Source organism: Halomonas sp. (assembly GCF_052095695.1).
Lineage (GTDB): Bacteria > Pseudomonadota > Gammaproteobacteria > Pseudomonadales > Halomonadaceae > Vreelandella.
On the sequence record NZ_JBQDLQ010000018.1, the window covers coordinates 21,438 to 40,644 of the forward strand.

The 19,207-nt window shown below is 54.3% G+C and carries 17 protein-coding genes and 1 CRISPR repeat array; of the genes, 7 read left to right on the forward strand and 10 right to left on the reverse strand.

The genetic code is table 11. The features are described 5' to 3' along the window. Positions 1 to 7: 7 nt before the first annotated feature. A complete protein-coding gene (locus tag ACTH5D_RS05565) occupies positions 8 to 1,009 on the reverse strand; it encodes a porin (protein ID WP_441669169.1) in 1,002 nt (333 codons plus the stop codon). Positions 1,010 to 1,374: 365 nt separating this feature from the next. Here ACTH5D_RS05565 and ACTH5D_RS05570 point away from each other — a divergent pair, with 365 nt between their 5' ends. The 4 genes from ACTH5D_RS05570 to ACTH5D_RS05585 all read left to right on the forward strand — a co-directional run bounded on the left by ACTH5D_RS05570 (position 1,375) and on the right by ACTH5D_RS05585 (position 4,731). Further along, entirely contained in the window at positions 1,375 to 2,538 is a 1,164-nt protein-coding gene (locus ACTH5D_RS05570; RefSeq protein ID WP_441669171.1) for a glycosyltransferase family 4 protein, read from the forward strand. Continuing rightward, a complete protein-coding gene (locus tag ACTH5D_RS05575; protein WP_441669173.1) occupies positions 2,501 to 3,040 on the forward strand; it encodes a phosphatase PAP2 family protein in 540 nt (179 codons plus the stop codon). Before ACTH5D_RS05570 ends, ACTH5D_RS05575 begins: the two co-directional genes overlap by 38 nt. A gap of 1,020 nt (positions 3,041 to 4,060) precedes the next feature. After that, on the forward strand, positions 4,061 to 4,189 hold the full coding sequence (locus ACTH5D_RS05580) for an entericidin A/B family lipoprotein (protein ID WP_441669175.1): 129 nt from the start codon (positions 4,061 to 4,063) through the stop codon (positions 4,187 to 4,189). A gap of 5 nt (positions 4,190 to 4,194) precedes the next feature. Then, on the forward strand, positions 4,195 to 4,731 hold the full coding sequence (locus ACTH5D_RS05585) for a YqiA/YcfP family alpha/beta fold hydrolase (protein WP_441669213.1): 537 nt from the start codon (positions 4,195 to 4,197) through the stop codon (positions 4,729 to 4,731). A 61-nt stretch (positions 4,732 to 4,792) separates the two neighbouring features. On the opposite strand, the gene ntrC is transcribed toward ACTH5D_RS05585, so the two are convergent. The 3 genes from ntrC to glnA form a co-directional block, all read right to left on the reverse strand. Beyond that, positions 4,793 to 6,226 (reverse strand): nitrogen regulation protein NR(I), encoded by a 1,434-nt coding sequence (ntrC, locus tag ACTH5D_RS05590; protein ID WP_441669177.1) that lies wholly within the window; start codon positions 6,224 to 6,226, stop codon positions 4,793 to 4,795. After that, complete coding sequence (gene glnL / locus ACTH5D_RS05595) at positions 6,219 to 7,280, reverse strand: nitrogen regulation protein NR(II) (RefSeq protein ID WP_441669215.1); 1,062 nt, start codon at positions 7,278 to 7,280, stop codon at positions 6,219 to 6,221. Before glnL ends, ntrC begins: the two co-directional genes overlap by 8 nt. 292 nt (positions 7,281 to 7,572) lie before the next feature. Beyond that, the gene (gene glnA, locus ACTH5D_RS05600) at positions 7,573 to 8,979 is read right to left on the reverse strand and encodes a glutamate--ammonia ligase (RefSeq protein WP_441669179.1); all 1,407 of its coding nucleotides are present in this window, start codon (positions 8,977 to 8,979) and stop codon (positions 7,573 to 7,575) included. Between the two features lie 328 nt (positions 8,980 to 9,307). On the opposite strand from glnA, the gene ACTH5D_RS05605 reads away from it, so the two are divergent. Beyond that, the gene (locus ACTH5D_RS05605) at positions 9,308 to 9,544 is read left to right on the forward strand and encodes a hypothetical protein (RefSeq protein WP_441669181.1); all 237 of its coding nucleotides are present in this window, start codon (positions 9,308 to 9,310) and stop codon (positions 9,542 to 9,544) included. 229 nt (positions 9,545 to 9,773) lie between these two features. Here the strand turns inward: ACTH5D_RS05605 and ACTH5D_RS05610 are convergent, their stop codons facing one another. Then, complete coding sequence (locus ACTH5D_RS05610; protein WP_441669183.1) at positions 9,774 to 10,802, reverse strand: acyltransferase family protein; 1,029 nt, start codon at positions 10,800 to 10,802, stop codon at positions 9,774 to 9,776. A gap of 101 nt (positions 10,803 to 10,903) precedes the next feature. Here ACTH5D_RS05610 and ACTH5D_RS05615 point away from each other — a divergent pair, with 101 nt between their 5' ends. Both ACTH5D_RS05615 and ACTH5D_RS05620 read left to right on the forward strand, forming a co-directional pair. Next, positions 10,904 to 11,884, forward strand: coding sequence for an alpha/beta hydrolase (locus tag ACTH5D_RS05615; RefSeq protein WP_441669185.1), 981 nt, complete (start codon positions 10,904 to 10,906; stop codon positions 11,882 to 11,884). A gap of 45 nt (positions 11,885 to 11,929) precedes the next feature. Then, complete coding sequence (locus ACTH5D_RS05620; protein WP_441669187.1) at positions 11,930 to 12,232, forward strand: hypothetical protein; 303 nt, start codon at positions 11,930 to 11,932, stop codon at positions 12,230 to 12,232. A 161-nt stretch (positions 12,233 to 12,393) separates the two neighbouring features. Beyond that, a CRISPR array of direct repeats spans positions 12,394 to 15,291; the repeat unit is 29 nt; unit sequence CGGTTCAGCCCCGCTCGTGCGGGGATCGG. A gap of 110 nt (positions 15,292 to 15,401) precedes the next feature. On the opposite strand, the gene cas2e is transcribed toward ACTH5D_RS05620, so the two are convergent. From cas2e to cas7e, 5 genes are read right to left on the reverse strand one after another with little or no spacing between them, the layout of a single operon-like run. Continuing rightward, positions 15,402 to 15,695 carry a type I-E CRISPR-associated endoribonuclease Cas2e gene (cas2e, locus tag ACTH5D_RS05625; RefSeq protein ID WP_441669189.1) on the reverse strand — a complete coding sequence of 98 codons (294 nt, stop codon included), beginning with the start codon at positions 15,693 to 15,695 and terminating at the stop codon, positions 15,402 to 15,404. Continuing rightward, positions 15,696 to 16,616 (reverse strand): type I-E CRISPR-associated endonuclease Cas1e, encoded by a 921-nt coding sequence (gene cas1e, locus ACTH5D_RS05630; protein ID WP_035564115.1) that lies wholly within the window; start codon positions 16,614 to 16,616, stop codon positions 15,696 to 15,698. It lies immediately after the preceding gene. Between the two features lie 9 nt (positions 16,617 to 16,625). After that, complete coding sequence (gene cas6e, locus ACTH5D_RS05635; RefSeq protein ID WP_441669191.1) at positions 16,626 to 17,315, reverse strand: type I-E CRISPR-associated protein Cas6/Cse3/CasE; 690 nt, start codon at positions 17,313 to 17,315, stop codon at positions 16,626 to 16,628. Continuing rightward, positions 17,315 to 18,067 (reverse strand): type I-E CRISPR-associated protein Cas5/CasD, encoded by a 753-nt coding sequence (gene cas5e / locus ACTH5D_RS05640; protein ID WP_441669193.1) that lies wholly within the window; start codon positions 18,065 to 18,067, stop codon positions 17,315 to 17,317. Before cas5e ends, cas6e begins: the two co-directional genes overlap by 1 nt. A 9-nt stretch (positions 18,068 to 18,076) precedes the next feature. Beyond that, entirely contained in the window at positions 18,077 to 19,168 is a 1,092-nt protein-coding gene (gene cas7e / locus ACTH5D_RS05645; RefSeq protein ID WP_441669195.1) for a type I-E CRISPR-associated protein Cas7/Cse4/CasC, read from the reverse strand. Positions 19,169 to 19,207 lie beyond the last annotated feature (39 nt).

Genomic DNA, 19,207 nt, shown 5'->3' on the forward strand with positions numbered 1-19,207 from the left:
CCTACTATTAAAAGTGATAGCGGGCACCCAACGCAAAGTACATGTCTTCTTCGAAATCATTAACAGCATCTAGATTACGATCATTAAGTTCAAGGAACATATCAAAATTGCTAGATAGCTTGTACATTGACCCTAATGCCCAAGCGTTGCGATCACTGCTAGCGCCGCCTACCTCGATGTTGTAGTAATCGGCAAAGAACTTCCATGAATCAATCGCGAAAGTAGCACCAACACCGATTTTATCGAAACCGCCACCGTAAACATCATCATCGCCACGAGTTTCATAACCAACACGAGCAGAAACACCATCGGTAATGGCAAACTCGCCTGTAGCACCATATCGCATATCGCCGTTACCGCCACCACGCACAGTGTCTTCAACGTAGCCTAGCGCTAAACGAGCTGGCCCCGTTTCATAAACCACGCCACCTTGTGTGGCTATAACGCTACCTTCACCGGTTTTCTCAGCGTCGGTTAAGCCGCGTTCAGAGAAGTGCTTGGCAGAAATAACGGCTTGAAAGCCGTTGATCTCAGGCGTTTTATACCCGATTGAATCGCCTCGGGCCTGTATCCCGCCACCCGCGAATTCATAACCGCGTTCAACATACACATCGAACGGGGTCATCACATAATCATCGTAATAGCTGTTGTAGTTACCGGCCATAAAGGTACCGAACTGCTTACTTTCTAAGCCAAGGTAGCTGTTGCGGACTTCATCAAAACCGGGGCTGCTTCGCTCATCGGCTCTAAAGCGCCACTCAACGCGAGCAAAAGCGCGCAGGTCGCTAGAGACCTGATGGCCAGCGGTAATGCGTAGGCGTGAGCCAAAGTTCCGGAACTCCTCACCGTTGTCTATCCCGTTCTTAATACCACCGCCTTCAAAACCCATCGCGATACGACCATAGATTTCCAGATCAGTACCGTCTTGGTCATAAACGGTGGCTGCTTGTGCTGCAGTGGCTCCTAGTAAGCTGCTAACGGCTAGGGCCAGAGTCATTTTTTTAAACATGCGTGTTCCCATTGAAGTAGTCAATACTTGAGCATTGCTAGGCACGGTGAAGAACAAATAACGCCTTAGCGATGGGAACCTTAAAGCAGTTATATTTCATTAATCTTAATGTTTTAATTTTTTTGAACTTAATTTTATTTATAAGCAATAAATAAAATTGCCACCAAACGTTAATATTTAGGTGTTAATTAATATTCAGATTAACGTTATTTAACCATACGTTCACTCCGCATTCTTCCTGGTCAAGCAACCCTGTTTCTCCTGAGCGGATGCCCGCGTGTCATCGCTTATTCATCGGTTTGACTCAGCAGTGTCATTGTCCTCTCCCACACTGCATATAAACGAGATAAAGGGATGAATCGCTCATGCGGCTCTGCATCGTTAGTGAAACATGGTCACCGGACATTAACGGCGTTGCCCATACGCTGAGCCGGCTAAGCTGTGAGCTCAATCGGCAAGGAGTGCCGGTTGACGTTATTCGCCCCCGCCCGCGCGTGGCTGGAAATACTACGCGCATTAACCACGAGTTACAGGTTTCACGCGTTCCACTCCCCGGCTATGCCGATGTCCAGGTGGGCTTGGCAACACCGGCCGCGCTGCGACGCTTTTGGCGAACGCATCGCCCCGATGTGATCTATTTAGCCACTCAAGGCCCTCTTGGCTGGGCGGCGCGCCAAGCGGCAAAGCGGCTCAACATTCCCCTGGTAGCCGGCTGGCACACTAATTTCGACCACTACTGTAAAGATTACGGGGTCACATGGCTGGCGCCGACGGCCCTTCGCTATCTTCGCTACTTTCATAACGGCTGCGCCTCAACATTGGTGCCTACTCACGCGCAGGCTGCTGCGTTAACGCACAAAGGCATACGAGACGTTCACGTGCTCTCACGGGGGTTAGACGGCGAACGCTTTTCGCCCGCGCACCGTGACACACAGTTGCGAAAGCGCTGGGGCGTTAGCGAGCACCAGCCAGTCGCGCTGTACGTTGGCCGATTAGCCGCCGAAAAAAATCTCACTTTATTGCAGGAAAGCTTTCACGCTATGCGTGAGGTGCGCCCCGACATGGCCCAGGTAATCGTGGGCAATGGCCCCGCTAGGGCACAATTACAGAGGGCTCTACCCGATGTGCATTTCACTGATTTCATTAACCAGAATGACCTCGCCCGCCACTATGCCAGTGCCGACATATTTATTTTTCCCTCCCTTTCAGAAACCTGGGGGAACGTGGTGGGGGAAGCCATGGCCAGCGGCTTGGCAGTGGTGGCCTATGATCACGCCGCCAGCGCGGAACTCATCAATAGTGGCCACAATGGCGTCACCGTCAGCGCGGGTGATAGCGCTGCGTTTCGCCGGGCAGCGGTAGACCTTTGCCAGCATCCCGCTGACTACGCACGCCTAGGTCGCGTGGCACGCTTACGCGCGCTTGAGCAAAGTTGGTCAGGTATTACCGAGCAGTTTCTGCGTTATTTACACCAAGCCCAGGAGGCACACCATGCGCCCGCGTCCGCTTGTAGTATTCGATCGTCTTGACCTGCTGGAGTGGCAGTTTTGCCAGCGTATCTCACGCCTATCGCTGTACTCGCCGTGGCGTTTCACGCTGCAGGTCGCCAGCCGTTTAGGCGACTGGCCCGCCTGGGCGCTACTCATCATGGCCCAACCCTGGCTTCAACCGAATGGCGCTTGGCGAGTCATGCAGTACAGCGTCGTCGCGCTGTTTGCCATGGCCGTTTATCGACTGGTGAAAACACAGTTATGCCGCGAGCGACCGTTTATTACCTACGGTGAGGATATTCAGTGCTGCGAACCCGCGCGTGATCGCTACAGCTTCCCTAGCGGCCATACCATGCATGCAGTCATGTTTAGCGTATTAGTCGCCGCTCACACTCCCTGGCTGCTGCCATTGATTGTGCCTTTAACTCTGCTAATTGCGATTTCGCGGGTGGGCTTGGGATTGCACTACGTAAGCGATGTGCTGGCAGGCGCCGCCTTGGGCTACGCATTTGCGCTGATCAGCCTTTATTGGATGGGCTGAACGCAAAAACGCCCGCTTAGCGGGCGTTTTTCATATGCCTCAAAATACGGGCAAATTATCAGTAGACACGAGCCATGCTGGAACAGTGGTGGATTACATACCGGGTGGCATGTCGTCGCTCTCATCCAACCTTGCCATAAACGATGTTTTAAACATCATATATAGTCCAACGCCCGAAAATCCTAAGAACAAAAAAAACATGCACAACATCAATGCAATGGCCATAGTCTTGTCCCTGTCAGTGTGCGGCTGTGACGTTGACGTCTTCTAACCGCAACATATTTACACCTGCTAAAAGGATAGACCAAAATATGGCGTTAATCTGTACAAAAATTTTTACTTATGCAGAACCTATGCATAAAAAGCATAAAGAGCAGTATTTATTTACCCTAGTAAACGCCAGACGCAAAAAAACCACCTCATTTTTATGAGATGGTCGTTCTGCATCGATTCCGATCCCTGGCGTTGATGAACAGCGCCTCTTTGCGCTGCAACCAATGAGCGGGTGGGTTGTCCTTTCACTCCCTGTACGTTTGCTCTGCTTCCTGCCTTCCTTCCTTATCTACTCGGCCCACTCACTCAGTTTTTAAATTCTTGGTTTCTAAGTTGATTAGTTTCTAAGTTCTTAATTTCTAAAAATCTAGCCACCCACCAAAAGGTCGACTTAGGCATGACTGGTTAAAATGAAAATTACCATCGGTGACTGCGCTTATCGCTATACCTTACGTTACTGCACACGCTGGGCCAACTCATCGAATTAAAAAATAAAACATTTAAAAACAAATGCTTAAAAAATAATCCGCACTAAAAACCGTCTTTTAATATACCTAATCAATGTATAGAACTGACACATGCGACATATGCACACGACATAAGTGCGCATTTCTTTCACTCAGACGTAGCTAAACGTCGCGACAGAGATTAGTTTATTATCTGATGGTGAAAAGCCCTCGCCCAGGGATGCCAGCCGTTATCGCTCAGTCTAAACTATTAGCAAACTATGCCTTCAAGGAGGCCGCCATGAAATCAGCTGTTGCTATTGGTATTCTCATCATCACCGCGCTGCTACTCAGCGGCTGCAATACTATTCGCGGCGCAGGGGAAGACATTGAACAGGGTGGCCAGGCTATCCAACGCTCAGCGGAGTAACGATGATGATGACGGTTTACTTGTCTCACGGCTTGGCGAGCGGGCCGGGTGCACTGAAAACTCAAGCACTGAAGAGCGTCGCCGAAAAGCTGGACGACTGCGAACCCGTCGTCATGGACTACCGGGGTATGGCAGAACCACAGCAACGCCTTACGCACCTTCTGGCGGTGTTGGCCGAACGTGGAGATGACCCCGCCGGCTGCGTGCTAGCAGGCTCAAGCTTAGGTGGCTGGCTAAGTGCGACGGTCAGCGCCCAGCAGCCGGTGCTGGGCTGTTTTCTCTTGGCCCCGGCTCTAGGTTTGATTGATTACCCTGAAACGTCCCCCTACATTCAAGCATGCCATACTCACATTATTCACGGCTGGCGTGATGATGTGATTGCTCCGGGGCCAGTGATCGAACGCGCCCGCCTTCAGCGGCTGTCGCTACGCATGGTCGATGACGATCATCGTCTGCATGCCTGCCTCGATACGATATTGCTCGATTTCGAACGCTTCTTACATCAGTGCGGTGCCGATGCCCGTCAAGCCATTGCCGGCTAAACTACAACAAACCGAGGCCATTCGGGCCGAGATCCTGCGTATACAAGCGCAAGAATAGCGCTCACTCATCTACCAGCGCCGGTAATAGCGTTTTCAATTTACGGGTCAGCGTATTGCGGCCCCAGCCAAGTAGCTCCGCTGCTTCCCCTTTACGACCGCCGGTATGTTTCAACGCCGTCTCAATTAAAATTCGTTCGAAATCTGGCACCGCTTCTTCCAGCAAATGCGTGTGGCCCTCTGCCAGCGCATGGTCGGTCCAATCGCGAAACGCCGTGCGCCAGTCGCCGTGAACACGGCTATCCGTGGCGTTGGGCGAACGCAGCTCGGGAGGCAGATCCTCAACAAGGATTTCACGCCCTGAGGCCATGACGGTCAGCCAGCGGCAGATGTTTTCTAGCTGACGCACGTTGCCAGGCCACGGCAAATGCGTCAGATGCGTTTCTGCTTCACTGGTGAGCACCTTAATATCGGTGGTTAGCTCTTTTGCCGCTTCGGCTAAAAAATGCCGCGTTAGCCGGGGAATGTCTTCGCGCCGCTCGGCAAGCTTGGGCAGATGAATGCGAATCACGTTCAGGCGATGAAATAGATCTTCGCGAAAGCGACCATCGTCCACCAGTACCTCTAAATTTTGATGGGTAGCGGCGATAATGCGCACATCGACCCTGACCGGCGTATGCCCCCCAACGCGATAAAACTCACCGTCGGCCAGCACGCGTAGCAGACGCGTTTGGGTTTCAGCGGGCATGTCGCCAATTTCATCTAGAAACAGCGTGCCGCCGTTGGCCTGTTCAAAGCGCCCTTGGCGCTGCTGCGCGGCCCCCGTAAAGGCGCCTTTCTCATGGCCAAACAGCTCCGATTCAATCAAGTCGCGTGGAATGGCCGCCATGTTTAAGGCGATAAACGGCTTTCCTGATCGCGGGCTATGCTGATGAAGCGCCTGAGCGACACGCTCTTTACCGGTGCCAGACTCACCGTTAATCAGCACCGTGATATGCGAGTGCGAAAGCCTGCCAATCGCGCGAAATACCTCCTGCATCGCCGGGGCTTCACCAATAATTTCGGTATTTAAGCCTTCCGGCACAGTGGCCGGGCGCTGACGTTCGCGCTCACGGGCATGCGCCACCGCGCGACGAACTAACGCCAGCGCTTCATCAACGTCAAACGGCTTGGGCAGGTACTCAAACGCGCCGCCTTGATAAGACGCAACGGCGCTGTCTAAATCGGAGTGCGCCGTCATCACAATGACCGGCAGGTCAGGATGCGCCTCGCGGACTCGCGACATTAAATCCAACCCATCGATACCCGGCATACGAATGTCGGTCACCAGCACATCCGGCGGGTTTTCCAGCACGCGGGACAACGCGATATCCGCACGCTCGATGCACTCAACGTCAAGATCGGGTTGCGCTAATGCGCGTTCAAGTACCCAGCGGATAGCGCGGTCGTCATCGACAATCACCACCCGCGCAACATCAGTACGTGTCGCCTCAGTCATGACGTTTCTCCGGTGAAATTAAGACCAATGGAATCAGTAAGCGAAATTCGGTATGTCCGACTCGGGAATCGCATTCAATCAATCCTTGATGTTGGTGCAATATCGACTGGGCAATAGATAGCCCAAGGCCGCTGCCTTCAGCACGCCCCGATACCATAGGGTAAAAAAGCGTTTCGTGGAGCGCATCGGGAATGCCAGGGCCATTATCAATAACTGCAACTTCACTGACCAAGCGGTGACGCTCAGCGCCGAGGGTAAACTGGCGCCGGGCACGGGTACGCAGTGTTAGGGTGGGCTCAGGCGTTTGGGCATCACTCATGGCCTGCACCGCATTACGCGCCACGTTGAGCACGGCTTGAATTACCTGCGATTCATCGCCGGAGAGATCGGGCAAACTCGGGTCATAATCGCGGTTAATAGCCACATCGGGATGCTCAGCCATTAATAGTGTGCGTACGCGCTCCAGCACCCGGTGAATATTCACCGGCTCATGCTTAAGAATCCGGTTGGGGCCCAGCATGGAGTCGACCAGGTCGCGCAACCGATCCACTTCTTCCACAATGATGTGGGTATATTCGCGCAGCGCCGGGTCGTCTAAGTCTCGCTCTAGCAGCTGTGCGGCACCACGGATGCCGCCTAGCGGGTTTTTAACTTCGTGGGCAAGCCCTCGGGCTAATATCTTGATGGTTTCTTGACGCGTGGTCAGCGCCTCTTCTCGGGAGATCTGCATCAATCGATCGCGAGGCTCTACTTCCAGCAGCAGCTCATTGTCTGATAGCGGCGTGACCGTATAGTCGACCGTCAGTGGATCGCTATTCAGCGGCGTAATACGCGCCTCGCGCTGGGTATAAGGGTGAAAGGCATCGCGGGCCTTGGCCAACACCTCATCGATGCTTTCATCACCGCCTAGTAACGTATCCAGGCTGCTCCCACACACACGGCTCAGGCTAACCGCCAGCAGCGCCTCGGCCGCAGGATTCATCCAGCGCACGCTTAGCTCGCCATCTAGCAGCAACACTGCCGTGGTGAGATGTTCGAGCAAGCGCTGATGCATTGCATGTTCTGAGAAACCGTCCTGAGAAATCGCGTCTTCCATCGCCATTACAGACCTACAGGTGGATGATGAATGAGAGACTGCAATAAGCGCGCCAATTACGCACCTATGCCCGGTTGCACGGCCTGCGAGCAAAGTAACACCAAGAGTCGAACGCTTTTAGCGCATCGCACTGCACTAACGTTTTTATTATTGCACCACATTGGTGCCCGCCATAAAAAAACCCCGCCGAAGCGGGGTTTATCACTGCTATTAACATCTCGACAGCAACAGTAGACGGCTAATGCGCTGATTAGCAGCTGTAGTACATATCAAACTCAATCGGGTGAGTCGTCATGCGGATACGATTAACCTCTTCCATCTTAAGTTCAATGTAAGCATCGATCATATCGTCAGTGAACACGCCACCTTCGGTCAAGAACGCACGGTCAGCGTCGAGCGCTTCCAATGCTTGATCCAGGCTGTTCGCGACCGTAGGAATCGCTTTGCCTTCTTCTGGCGGCAGGTCGTACAAGTTCTTATCCATGGCATCGCCAGGGTGAATCTTGTTTTTAATGCCGTCGATACCAGCCATCAACATGGCAGAGAACGCCAGGTATGGGTTAGCGGTCGGATCAGGGAAGCGAGCTTCTACACGCTTGCCTTTCGGGCTAGCGGTATAAGGAATACGAATAGAAGCAGAGCGGTTACGCGCGCTGTAGGCCAGCATTACCGGCGCCTCAAAGCCAGGCACCAGACGCTTGTACGAGTTGGTAGAAGCGTTGGTGAACGCATTCAACGCACGAGCGTGCTTGATGATGCCGCCAATGTAGTAAAGCGCCATTTCAGACAGGCCAGCGTACTCATCACCAGCGAACTGGTTGTTACCGTCTTTCCAGAACGACTGGTGAACGTGCATACCAGAACCGTTGTCGCCTACCAGCGGCTTGGGCATGAAGGTGGCCGTTTTGCCGTAAGCGTGCGCCACATTGTGGATCACGTACTTCATTTCCTGAACTTCGTCAGCTTTCTTCACCAGCGTGTTGAATTTAACGCCGATTTCGTTCTGACCTGCATTGGCAACTTCGTGGTGATGAACTTCCACGGTCTGGCCAATCGCTTCCAACGTGTTACACATAGCGCCACGAATATCGTGGAAGCTATCAACCGGTGGAACCGGGAAGTAGCCGCCTTTCAGGCGCGGACGGTGGCCCAAGTTACCACCTTCTACGACGCTGTCAGTCGCCCAAGCGCCTTCATCAGAAGAGATTTTGTACATGGAACCCTGCATATCGGTTTTCCAATGTACTTCATCAAAGATAAAGAATTCAGGTTCAGGACCAAAGAAGGCGGTGTCGCCAAGGCCTGTAGACTGCAGAAACGCTTCTGCACGCTTAGCGATGGAGCGCGGGTCACGATCATAGCCTTGCATCGTCGCAGGCTCGATGATGTCGCAACGCAGCACCAGCGTAGCGTCTTCAGTGAAAGGATCGAGGTAGGCAGAGCCGTCCTCTGGGCTCAGAATCATGTCAGATTCGTTGATGCCCTTCCAGCCGACGATGGAAGAACCATCAAACATCTGGCCATTTTCAAAAAACTCTTCGGTCACGTCGCGAGCAGGCACGGTGACATGGTGTTCTTTACCGAGCGTATCAGTGAAACGCAGGTCTACCCACTTAACATCATGTTCTTCAATTAGTGCGATGGTCTTGGCTGACATAGTGTCCTCCGGTATGAGCGTGGCTTAAAGCTAACGACAGTAAGCTACCGATAAAAGTGTTGTGCGACAAAATACGTGCAAAAACGCATGCCTGTCATTTTTTTGCCCCCCAGTACTTGCTGAAAAATATAAACAAAGCGCTGAGCGAGCCTTTCAGGCCGGCTATCGTTTTATCATGCCGCAAGGCTTCTGCCTACGACCTGTAGCCGCTGTAAAACCTACTCCACAGGAGGTAGCATAGATCATGCCAACACTGCACCATTATGGTATTAAAAAACAACAACCATTTGTTTTTTAAGCATTAAAAAATACACTTTGGTGCCTCGTGATGGCGCATAACGCGCTCACTGCAGCCAAGCAGGCGCTAAAAACACACCTAATGCACCAAAATAGAACAAAAATACTCACCGATGCCCCAAAATGGATCATCGAGCATGATGGTGCTCTTGTTTGGCTCGCAAACTTTTTCCCGGCACCTAAAAAAATAATACGATACAATAATTTACATCATGGTGAATTAACACACGGAGCCGGCAATGGGATCGGTCTGTTTTATCGTTGGTGACAGGGGCAATACTGCCACGTCATTTAAGATCCATCCGCGCATCGGGTGTTGCCGACCACTTACTGCCTATTCTCGTGACCAGCAATTGTACGCATGCTCGCCTGCCCCATCCGCCTAAAAACCTACTGCGGCCAGCTCATCCGCAAGCTAAGCGAACCAGGTATGGTTGCGCCCAGCATGCTTAGTGCCACTTACACACCGCGCCTTAATCTGTTTGCATCTTCCGCACTTAAGCCACTTTCAACTGTTTACCAAACAACATCGCCCCCAGCGTAAAGGTATTCGCCAATTTATTAAGCGCTACCGACCCCACGATGCCCACTACGATAAGCACCAAGGCATATACCACAACCGGCAGCGCCAGCGGCGCAACGGCCAAATCAGCAAGCACAAAAAACATGGGGTGCGCTAAGTAAATACCAAACGAATGCACATTCACATGACGGACCCACACCGGCACCGTACATCCGGCTAAGTAGCGCATCGCGCAAAGCGTAAACAGTACAAAGAAAGGAATCACCCATACTTCTTTAGATGAAAAGGCCAGCTGGCCCGCGAAAGTGCCCGCAATGACCAACGCGACGAGTAGCACAAGCCAAACGGGCTGAGCCAGCTGCTGCATCCAAGCCGGCCGCTGGGCAAGCACGCTCTCTGGCGCTAGCGGGTAATAACGCACCAGCACCAGCGCCAGGAAGAACACATAGATCCACCCTAGCGGTGCGATCCAAAGCAAGTAACCGGGCAGATCAATACCCAACCAATAAGCAAGCCCCCAGTAGGCCATACTGATCACACAGGCGCCCCACAGCCATGGCACCGGGTTTAAGCGCCACAGCTGCCAGCGTGTAAACAGCCAGTACGCCACATAAAATTGCATCGCAATGATTAAGAAATAGCCGTGCCAGCCCGCGTAGACAAAATACTCAATGGCATTGGCGACAAACCCCACCGGCTCATCCGAGCCTTGTAAGCTCACCCACTCGGCCGTGGAGTAGATAAAACCATACACAAAATATGGCACCATCACATATTTCACGCGCTGGGTGAGAAAACCTTCTGGCACCGATTTGTCATAGCGCACGGCAAAAACAAACACCGAAATAAACAGAAAAATGGGCGTACCCAACACAAGCGGCAGGCGCAGGAGGTCAGTGGCAACATTATCAACGCGTTGATTTACATGGTCTAACAGGTGAAATAAAAAAACGGCTATACAGCCGTAAGCACGCAGCCAATAAATCTCGTCAACTTTCCGCATTGGGCCTCCCGCCGCTAAATAATACCATCCTTACTATAATGAACATCTAACGCCGTCCCGTTGTCCGACCTTATTGAATCGTTTTAATTCCCGGAGGAAAGGTGCTCAAACTTAAGCGGCCGCTTTGCTCGTATCGATCTCAAGCCCTTTTAACAGCGCTAATTGGGTGGCTAACGTTTAGCGGCCACAGTTTGGCCAGCGAGGTTGAGCACCATCAATTCTTTTCACCCACGCTCGGCTATGACTACCCTTATAGCGTTTATTTACCCGATCATTATGACGCTCAAGCAACAGATGCGTATCCGGTCATTTATATGCTGCACGGCTCGTTTGGAACTGATCGCGACTGGGTATCACGCGGCAACCTTCAGCAAGTCGCCGACAGATTAATTAGCGCAGGGCATATCCCTTCTGCCGTCTATATTATGCCCGGCAGCCGCAGCTGGTGGGTAGATGGCTATAACGAGCCCGCTCGCAGCGCGTTTTTTAACGATTTAATGCCCCACGTGGAAGCTACCTACCGCGTAGGCCAAGAGCGCCGCCTACGTGGCGTGGCCGGCCTTTCAGCCGGTGGCTATGGCGCGCTCAACTTCGCGCTGGAACGGCCTGACTTATTCGCCGCTGTTGCAGCGTTAAGCCCCGCCAGCTACTCACCGCAGCCACCGCGCAACTCATCGGCTCACCGTCATCCTGCCTTTCTCGACGAGCAGGGCCGGTTTGATCCTGACCTGTGGGAATCGCTCAATTATACCGCTCATCTTGAGGAATACCGGCTACGCGTAACACCTCGCGGCGCTGCACAAGAGGCCGAGACTCCACCCGTGCCGCTGTATATCAGCGCGGGGCGCAGTGACGTTTACGATGCAGAGTTTCATGCCCGCCTAATGCGCCAAGCCATAGAGCGCATTCAGCCCAACGACGTGCGTCTCGACCTTTACCCCGGCGGCCACACTTGGCACGTCTGGCGCGCCAGTTTACCGGCCGCGCTCAACTTCTTATTTCAGTACGTTGGGCAAGAAAACAACGTAGAAACAACAGAAAAATCAACGGAGGAGCAAAGCACAAAGGAAGAGAGTGGTTGAACGCACTACACTGCAGAAACACCCAACACGATAAGGAAAACAGCGATGCATCAACATATCGAATGGGACGCCCCTGGCAGCGCCAGCGTATCTGAGTACTTTAAGAACGACCCTGACCATCACGCCCCCAACCCGGGCGATATTATTTCCGCGCGCTACCAAGGCGCGATGGTACGCGTCAAAGTAGAAGCCTATCGAGAAGATGACGCGGTGAGCATCGGCGAAGTTGCCGCCATCATTGACGCCAACGGCGGCCGCCACCAGCGCCATGAAAAATTAGAAGTCGGCAACATGGTCAGAGTGCCCGACGACAAACGCGCCATGGAAACATCACCGAAAGAAAGTTAAACGCACTAGCGTTGATAACGCAGCACTGACAGCCACCTTATGGGGTGGCTTTTTGTGGGTGGTGTTGCCATATCGGCAGAGCACGATTAAATGGGTATAGCCTTTCATTCCTGTCTGCGCGGGGATCGGTATTAACAACAACCTCAGCTCTCTTAGCTACACGGTTCAGCCCCGCTCGTGCGGGGATCGGAAATAGGCCAAGAGTTTTGGCAATGGCAAACGCGGTTCAGCCCCGCTCGTGCGGGGATCGGCCTAACGCCGCATCGTGCAGCCCCCTGTACTCCGGTTCAGCCCCGCTCGTGCGGGGATCGGGCGATGCGCAACGTGCAGTTCCAGGTGAGCGCCGGTTCAGCCCCGCTCGTGCGGGGATCGGGTGGTGGTGCGGGTGGTGCTTATTAATAGCGGCGGTTCAGCCCCGCTCGTGCGGGGATCGGCACGATGCCGCCGATGCGTAGCGCTTCTGACCCGGTTCAGCCCCGCTCGTGCGGGGATCGGGCCGCAACTGACGAGCGGCGGCAGCGTGACGCCGGTTCAGCCCCGCTCGTGCGGGGATCGGTCGATTAGAAACCACTACAGCAGGAGCCTAACCGGTTCAGCCCCGCTCGTGCGGGGATCGGTGCGTAGGAACCACTGGCACCGCTAGCAAGATCGGTTCAGCCCCGCTCGTGCGGGGATCGGTCTGCTAAGCTTAGCTGCTTGAGCAACAATGGCGGTTCAGCCCCGCTCGTGCGGGGATCGGTACCGCGAACCGGACAATGAAAACCCGCTAGCCGGTTCAGCCCCGCTCGTGCGGGGATCGGGGGTTGCCGGTGGTGCCGATAAAGATTGGGCGCGGTTCAGCCCCGCTCGTGCGGGGATCGGCTGGCAAGTCACCGTTAGCCGCTGGCGTTGGCCGGTTCAGCCCCGCTCGTGCGGGGATCGGTAGCTGGCCCAAGCCCTGAGTAGCTGTATCTACGGTTCAGCCCCGCTCGTGCGGGGATCGGACTGCTGCTGAAAGCAGGAGCGCTATCGTTGCCGGTTCAGCCCCGCTCGTGCGGGGATCGGGCCCTAGCAAGATCGTGCGCAGCCGGTGCGGCCGGTTCAGCCCCGCTCGTGCGGGGATCGGGTTAGTAGGGGCAGCTTTTCTAACGGGGGGTGCGGTTCAGCCCCGCTCGTGCGGGGATCGGTGATGGCGTTTGGGACGGTAGTTTTAAGTGGTCGGTTCAGCCCCGCTCGTGCGGGGATCGGGGGAAAGAGATGCCAGAGATATCAGCAGTTGCCGGTTCAGCCCCGCTCGTGCGGGGATCGGTCCGGTAAAGGCGTCGGGATAGTAATACCCAACGGTTCAGCCCCGCTCGTGCGGGGATCGGCATGTCGGTATTCCCCTGTGGTTTGAACATTGCGGTTCAGCCCCGCTCGTGCGGGGATCGGAGGTAAACCGCTACAACCTCCCGAAATACGACCGGTTCAGCCCCGCTCGTGCGGGGATCGGTGCATTGGCCTTAGCAGAAACAGGAGAAATGTCGGTTCAGCCCCGCTCGTGCGGGGATCGGTTATCATTGATCAAGCATTGTTTGCTTAATAACGGTTCAGCCCCGCTCGTGCGGGGATCGGTTGGGATTATTTGATCCCAACTCGTAATCACATGGTTCAGCCCCGCTCGTGCGGGGATCGGCAATTCACAAGCTAGATCGAGTAAATAGAGAACGGTTCAGCCCCGCTCGTGCGGGGATCGGTAAGCAAAGATTTTCCCATTCGTGAGAAATGTCGGTTCAGCCCCGCTCGTGCGGGGATCGGAGTGAGCAAGTGCCAAACATGTAACGAATTTGCGGTTCAGCCCCGCTCGTGCGGGGATCGGGTTGGGTGTTTGTCTATTCTTGCTTCTTTATTCGGTTCAGCCCCGCTCGTGCGGGGATCGGGCTAGCGGGCTTGATTCCGCTCTCTTTCAATACGGTTCAGCCCCGCTCGTGCGGGGATCGGAGAGTTATCCACAATTGTGGATAAGATGATAACGGTTCAGCCCCGCTCGTGCGGGGATCGGACGCTGTTATCTGTTTCCATAACCCTACTCTCCGGTTCAGCCCCGCTCGTGCGGGGATCGGTAGAGTTTGATGGCGTCGGTTGGTTCTACAAACGGTTCAGCCCCGCTCGTGCGGGGATCGGAAATTGTGTTATTCAGGCACAAGCTCACGGTACGGTTCAGCCCCGCTCGTGCGGGGATCGGCGCAGCTAACCAACGATCTTTGAACAAGTAATCGGTTCAGCCCCGCTCGTGCGGGGATCGGAGTAGGGTAGCCTAGGGCAGAGCATTAAAACCCGGTTCAGCCCCGCTCGTGCGGGGATCGGTAATGTTGTCCAATCTTACCAATTTGATAATCAGGTTCAGCCCCGCTCGTGCGGGGATCGGTTCTACATTGTAGGCCGTATGCCATGCTACCACGGTTCAGCCCCGCTCGTGCGGGGATCGGGACTATTATTTAGGTATCGGAGGAGAAGGGAACGGTTCAGCCCCGCTCGTGCGGGGATCGGTAAGTTGAGTAGTGGCACGGCTTACCGTCCCACGGTTCAGCCCCGCTCGTGCGGGGATCGGCGTCGATAATTTGCTCTAGCAGGGCAGGCCAGCGGTTCAGCCCCGCTCGTGCGGGGATCGGCTTCTGCAGCTTGCTCCTGGGCGACTAGCTTCGCGGTTCAGCCCCGCTCGTGCGGGGATCGGTTAACTGTGCCTTTTCGTGCAGATCGTAGTTACGGTTCAGCCCCGCTCGTGCGGGGATCGGCGCTTCGATCCTGTCTCTGCTGTACGGCGGCACGGTTCAGCCCCGCTCGTGCGGGGATCGGTTATGTATCCGGTTCCGAAACCCACGGTCGCGCGGTTCAGCCCCGCTCGTGCGGGGATCGGTAGTATTAAGCTGCTGCGTGGCAAGCACTTCACGGTTCAGCCCCGCTCGTGCGGGGATCGGCGGTTAAACATATAATATGCACAGAAAAACGCCGGTTCAGCCCCGCTCGTGCGGGGATCGGGTTAGTCAGTAACCGGGCAAGCCGATCATCATGCGGTTCAGCCCCGCTCGTGCGGGGATCGGACTAGTTGTAGACACTTGATCTACAAGAAGAAAATAGCAGATAAAAAATCTACCAGCTATTTTGCTTACTTTTTCATCACATTAAATTATTAAAGATCTAGTTAAATCAGCTAGTTAACTTGTGGCGGCAAAAAGCGCACCAGACGTAATCCGTCATGGTCGACGGGTTCTCGGCGATTTTCACCATAGGTTTGAAATTCAAATCCGGATTCATGGTTGCTGGCCCAGGCCATTGCTACATTGCCGTCTTCAGCTAGCGCTTCGACATGCTCCCAAATCATTTCGCGGATACGCCTACTTACATCACCAACATAAACACCGGCTCTAATTTCTAAAAGCCACACTGCTAGCCTGCCGCGTAGGCGTGGCGGCACGGCTTCGGTAATTACTACGAGCATCGCCATTTATCCGCTCCTATGCCCGGCATCGCCAACCGAAGGTGGTTCTGGAATAGCGGGTGGTACCGCATCGGGGGCTGGCGGTGGCGGCTGTATGTCACCAGCGGCAAGCACATCTTCGATCATGGGAATTAAGCGCTGGAGTATCCGGGATTGCTTGAATGCATCGCGGCAGGCGATACGAACTTCGCGTTCAGGCATGGGTGGGTTACGCGCCGCTACTCGAAAGGCCGCAGGCACTACGGTTTCAAACTTCACGATATCGGCAATATCGTACACAAAGCTCAACGGTTTGCCGGTGTGCAGATAGCCAATCGCGGGGGCGTAGCCTGCCGCCAAAATAGCCGCTTCGGTGATGCCATAGAGACAAGCCGTGGCAGCAGACAAGCACTGATTTGCAACATCAGAAGCCTCCCATTGTTTTGGGTCATAACGGCGCCCGTTCCATTTAACACCATACTGTTTGGCTAAAAGTTGGTAGGTTTTTCGAACTCTCGCGCCCTCCATGCCGCGCAGCTGCTCAATGCTTCGACGCGAGGGCGGTTCTTCACCAAACCGGAGCTCAAACATCTTGCGTACCACTTTAAGACGCAGCTTTTCATCCAGCGCCAGCTGCGCTTGATAGAGTAATTTATCTGACCTAGCGCCACCAGGTTGTCCAGCGCTATAAAGCCTTACTCCAGCATCCCCCACCCAAATCAGTAGCGTGCCTACCGTAGCAGCCAGCTTAATGGCGGCATGAGATACTCGAGTGCCCGGTTCAAGCAACAGACAAGCCACCGAACCCACCGGAATATGCATACGCTCGCCATTAACTTCATCAATGACGACGAAAGCGCCGTCGCGTACATCTATCTGCCCCATCCCGATAAAGATCATCGACATACGGTCTTTTTCGGGAATGGGCTTTAGTGGAATAAAGCCCATGTTGTTCTCCTAAGGTCGACGCAGTAACAGCAAACCACCACCAAACGCCTTGGCCCGCCCCATGCCGTGGGCCATTGTTTCGATCAGCCTTCCTGGATTGGTAACTTCCAGCAGGCCTTCGTAATCCACCGTAGAGAACTGAACCGGCTTGCCGCTCCCTTTATTCAGCACATGCTGGCGGTAGGCTCCCAGTTCTGGTGTCACCGGCAAGCTAAAGCCCCATGTTTCAGCACGACTTTCGAGCCATTCACGGGCCTTGCCATTCATCGCATCAACACAAGCTTGGCTGGTGCGCTGCCCCGGCGGGAATGGCTTTTTGGCCGCCATCAACACATCGGCACGCTGGCCACGCTGCCCTTGCACGGGAACCGCCATAGTCGGATTAGCGCGCAGGCGAAATGCAAGCCTCTCACCCACTTTTAACTCTGGTGCGTAGGGTTTGCTCTCTGCGGTCAGCAAGCCTGGCACTGATGAGGGTTCACGGTCTGAAAGAAGGTAAAATAGCGGTAGCCCTTTGGGGCCTCTACTCTCTTCAGCTTCTTCCAGCTCTTGCCGAAAAATAAAGGGCCTTGGCCCTTCGTAGCCGGGGAATAGCTGCCATAAAAGCTGGTGAGCCGTATAGGCTTCCGCATTCATTACATCAAACAGCTTTTCGCGAGAGAGCCCGTTCAGGTCAACACGTACGCGTGAGAGATACATTAGCGCGCCTCCTCTGCTGCTATGGCCCGACGAAACTCTAACCGGGGGCCAAACTGCCAGCGGCGTCGATTTAGCGGCAAATCCCACACATCGTTGTACTCTGCCGTTTGATCATTGCCATCTAACTTACTGGCTTCACCCTCCCAGGCATATAAAGCTTCATCAGGAAAGCGAAGTACCGTTTTGTCTTCTTGACCGTTAAACGCCAGCTTAGGGAACGCCATATCAAGCGCTTCTTTAAGCATGCTGCACTGCCGCCGCTGGGGGGCAAGCGGCGCAGCGGGCGGGCAGGATTTGCGCCCTAGATAAAGCGGGTAATAGGGCGTTTTGAGCGCTTGCTCAAGCTCAGACAGCGTTAGGGTTGCCGCTGGCGTTAGCCAGACGGCCACTGTCCATAGACCATCACAGCGATAATCCCGGCTGGAAAGGATCGTTTTCAGCGCATCGCGCGGCCCGCTTAGCTCTTCTTTGCGGGTGTGATAGCTCACTTTTGACTGCGTGGCGGGCATCTGCACGGTGTGGTAGTCGCGCATTAGCATACCGGGAGTGTACTGTTTTACGCCCATGGCAATGCTTTCACGCAGTTGCTTTTGGCCTGCATCGTCATCCCGGCGAACACCTAGTGCGGCCCCAAGCAAACCAAGCACGGCACCTTTACCTGGGTAAGTCGCTGTAGGACGCGTTTCACCAACTGCGGCTTCTCCCCAACTGGCAAGCGGCGCATAGAGCCGAAAAATAAGATAGTCGGTCATGCCGCCCCCTTACTGGTCGGTTTTTAAGAAAGCGATCAGTTCCGTAAGGCTGCCTTTTCTAACATTGCCCTTTAGCTGTGGTTCTTTATAGGCAGGCTCGGCACTGGTGACAAAGCGACTGTCAGCACCTGCGTCATAGGCGCTATCAAACGCGTTTGCTTGCTCTTCAATACGCTTAATAGCGTCAAGTGCTTGATCTTGCCCCGTAATAGGTCGCAGATAAGCGGTAGAGAGTGAGCGCGGCTGCTGGTTGCCTTTTTCCGCCAGTACGTAGCTCGCGTGGGCGCGGGAACCGAAGCTATTTTGCTTGCCCTTGGGGGAGGTTTTCACGGCGGCTTCCACTAGCGCAGCAATCGCTTGGTCGGCTAGTCCACTGTTGCCCTGCAGGTTCTCAACCAACTGCTGGCGGTCAATGCAGATATACAGGTAGAACAGCCCGGCACCAAAGCCAGATTCACCAATATGCGCCGCGCCACGGTCTTTATCACCGCTGTTTAAGTCATCGACAGCGGTAAAGTAATCATCTTCTACTTCGGCAGCGTGCACAGTGATGGCGTGGGCGACTTGGCAGGCAGCATCGACGTTATATTCGGGAACGGCAGCCAGCATACGGCCAAACAGTGCCACATCGGCGGCGGCAGGTTTATGGCGCAAGAGCTTTAATTCATCATCGTTTGGCTCACGCTTCTCTGCTGCCAGTGTCTCCACTAGGTCGCTGATCGCTTGGCGTTCTTCCAGGCCCACATGGACGAGTTGCTCAATCTCAAACTCTTTAGCTTCGCCTTTTTCTACTTTACGCAGCTTGCCAAACACACCGGCAATTTTTTCTGCGCAAGCCCCCGCCATTTTTTGATCAACGCCTTTCTCTAACAGCTGATCATAAGCCTCTTTGCCCAACCGCTTGGTGCGGGTGCCCACATGCCCGGCCAGTGCTTCTTCAAAGAGCGCAGAGGTACGCCAAGTGCGCTTAAGGCTTTGTGACGAAACACGTAGACGCTTTGCACCGCCCATCAAGGCAGTTTTAGGGCGGCCTAAATCATCGCGGTTCAGGTTGGCGGGCGGATAAGAGGTCAGCAAATGCAGTTGAATAAAATGGCTCATGGATAACTCCGTTAGTGATTTCCATATGACGCTAGAAAG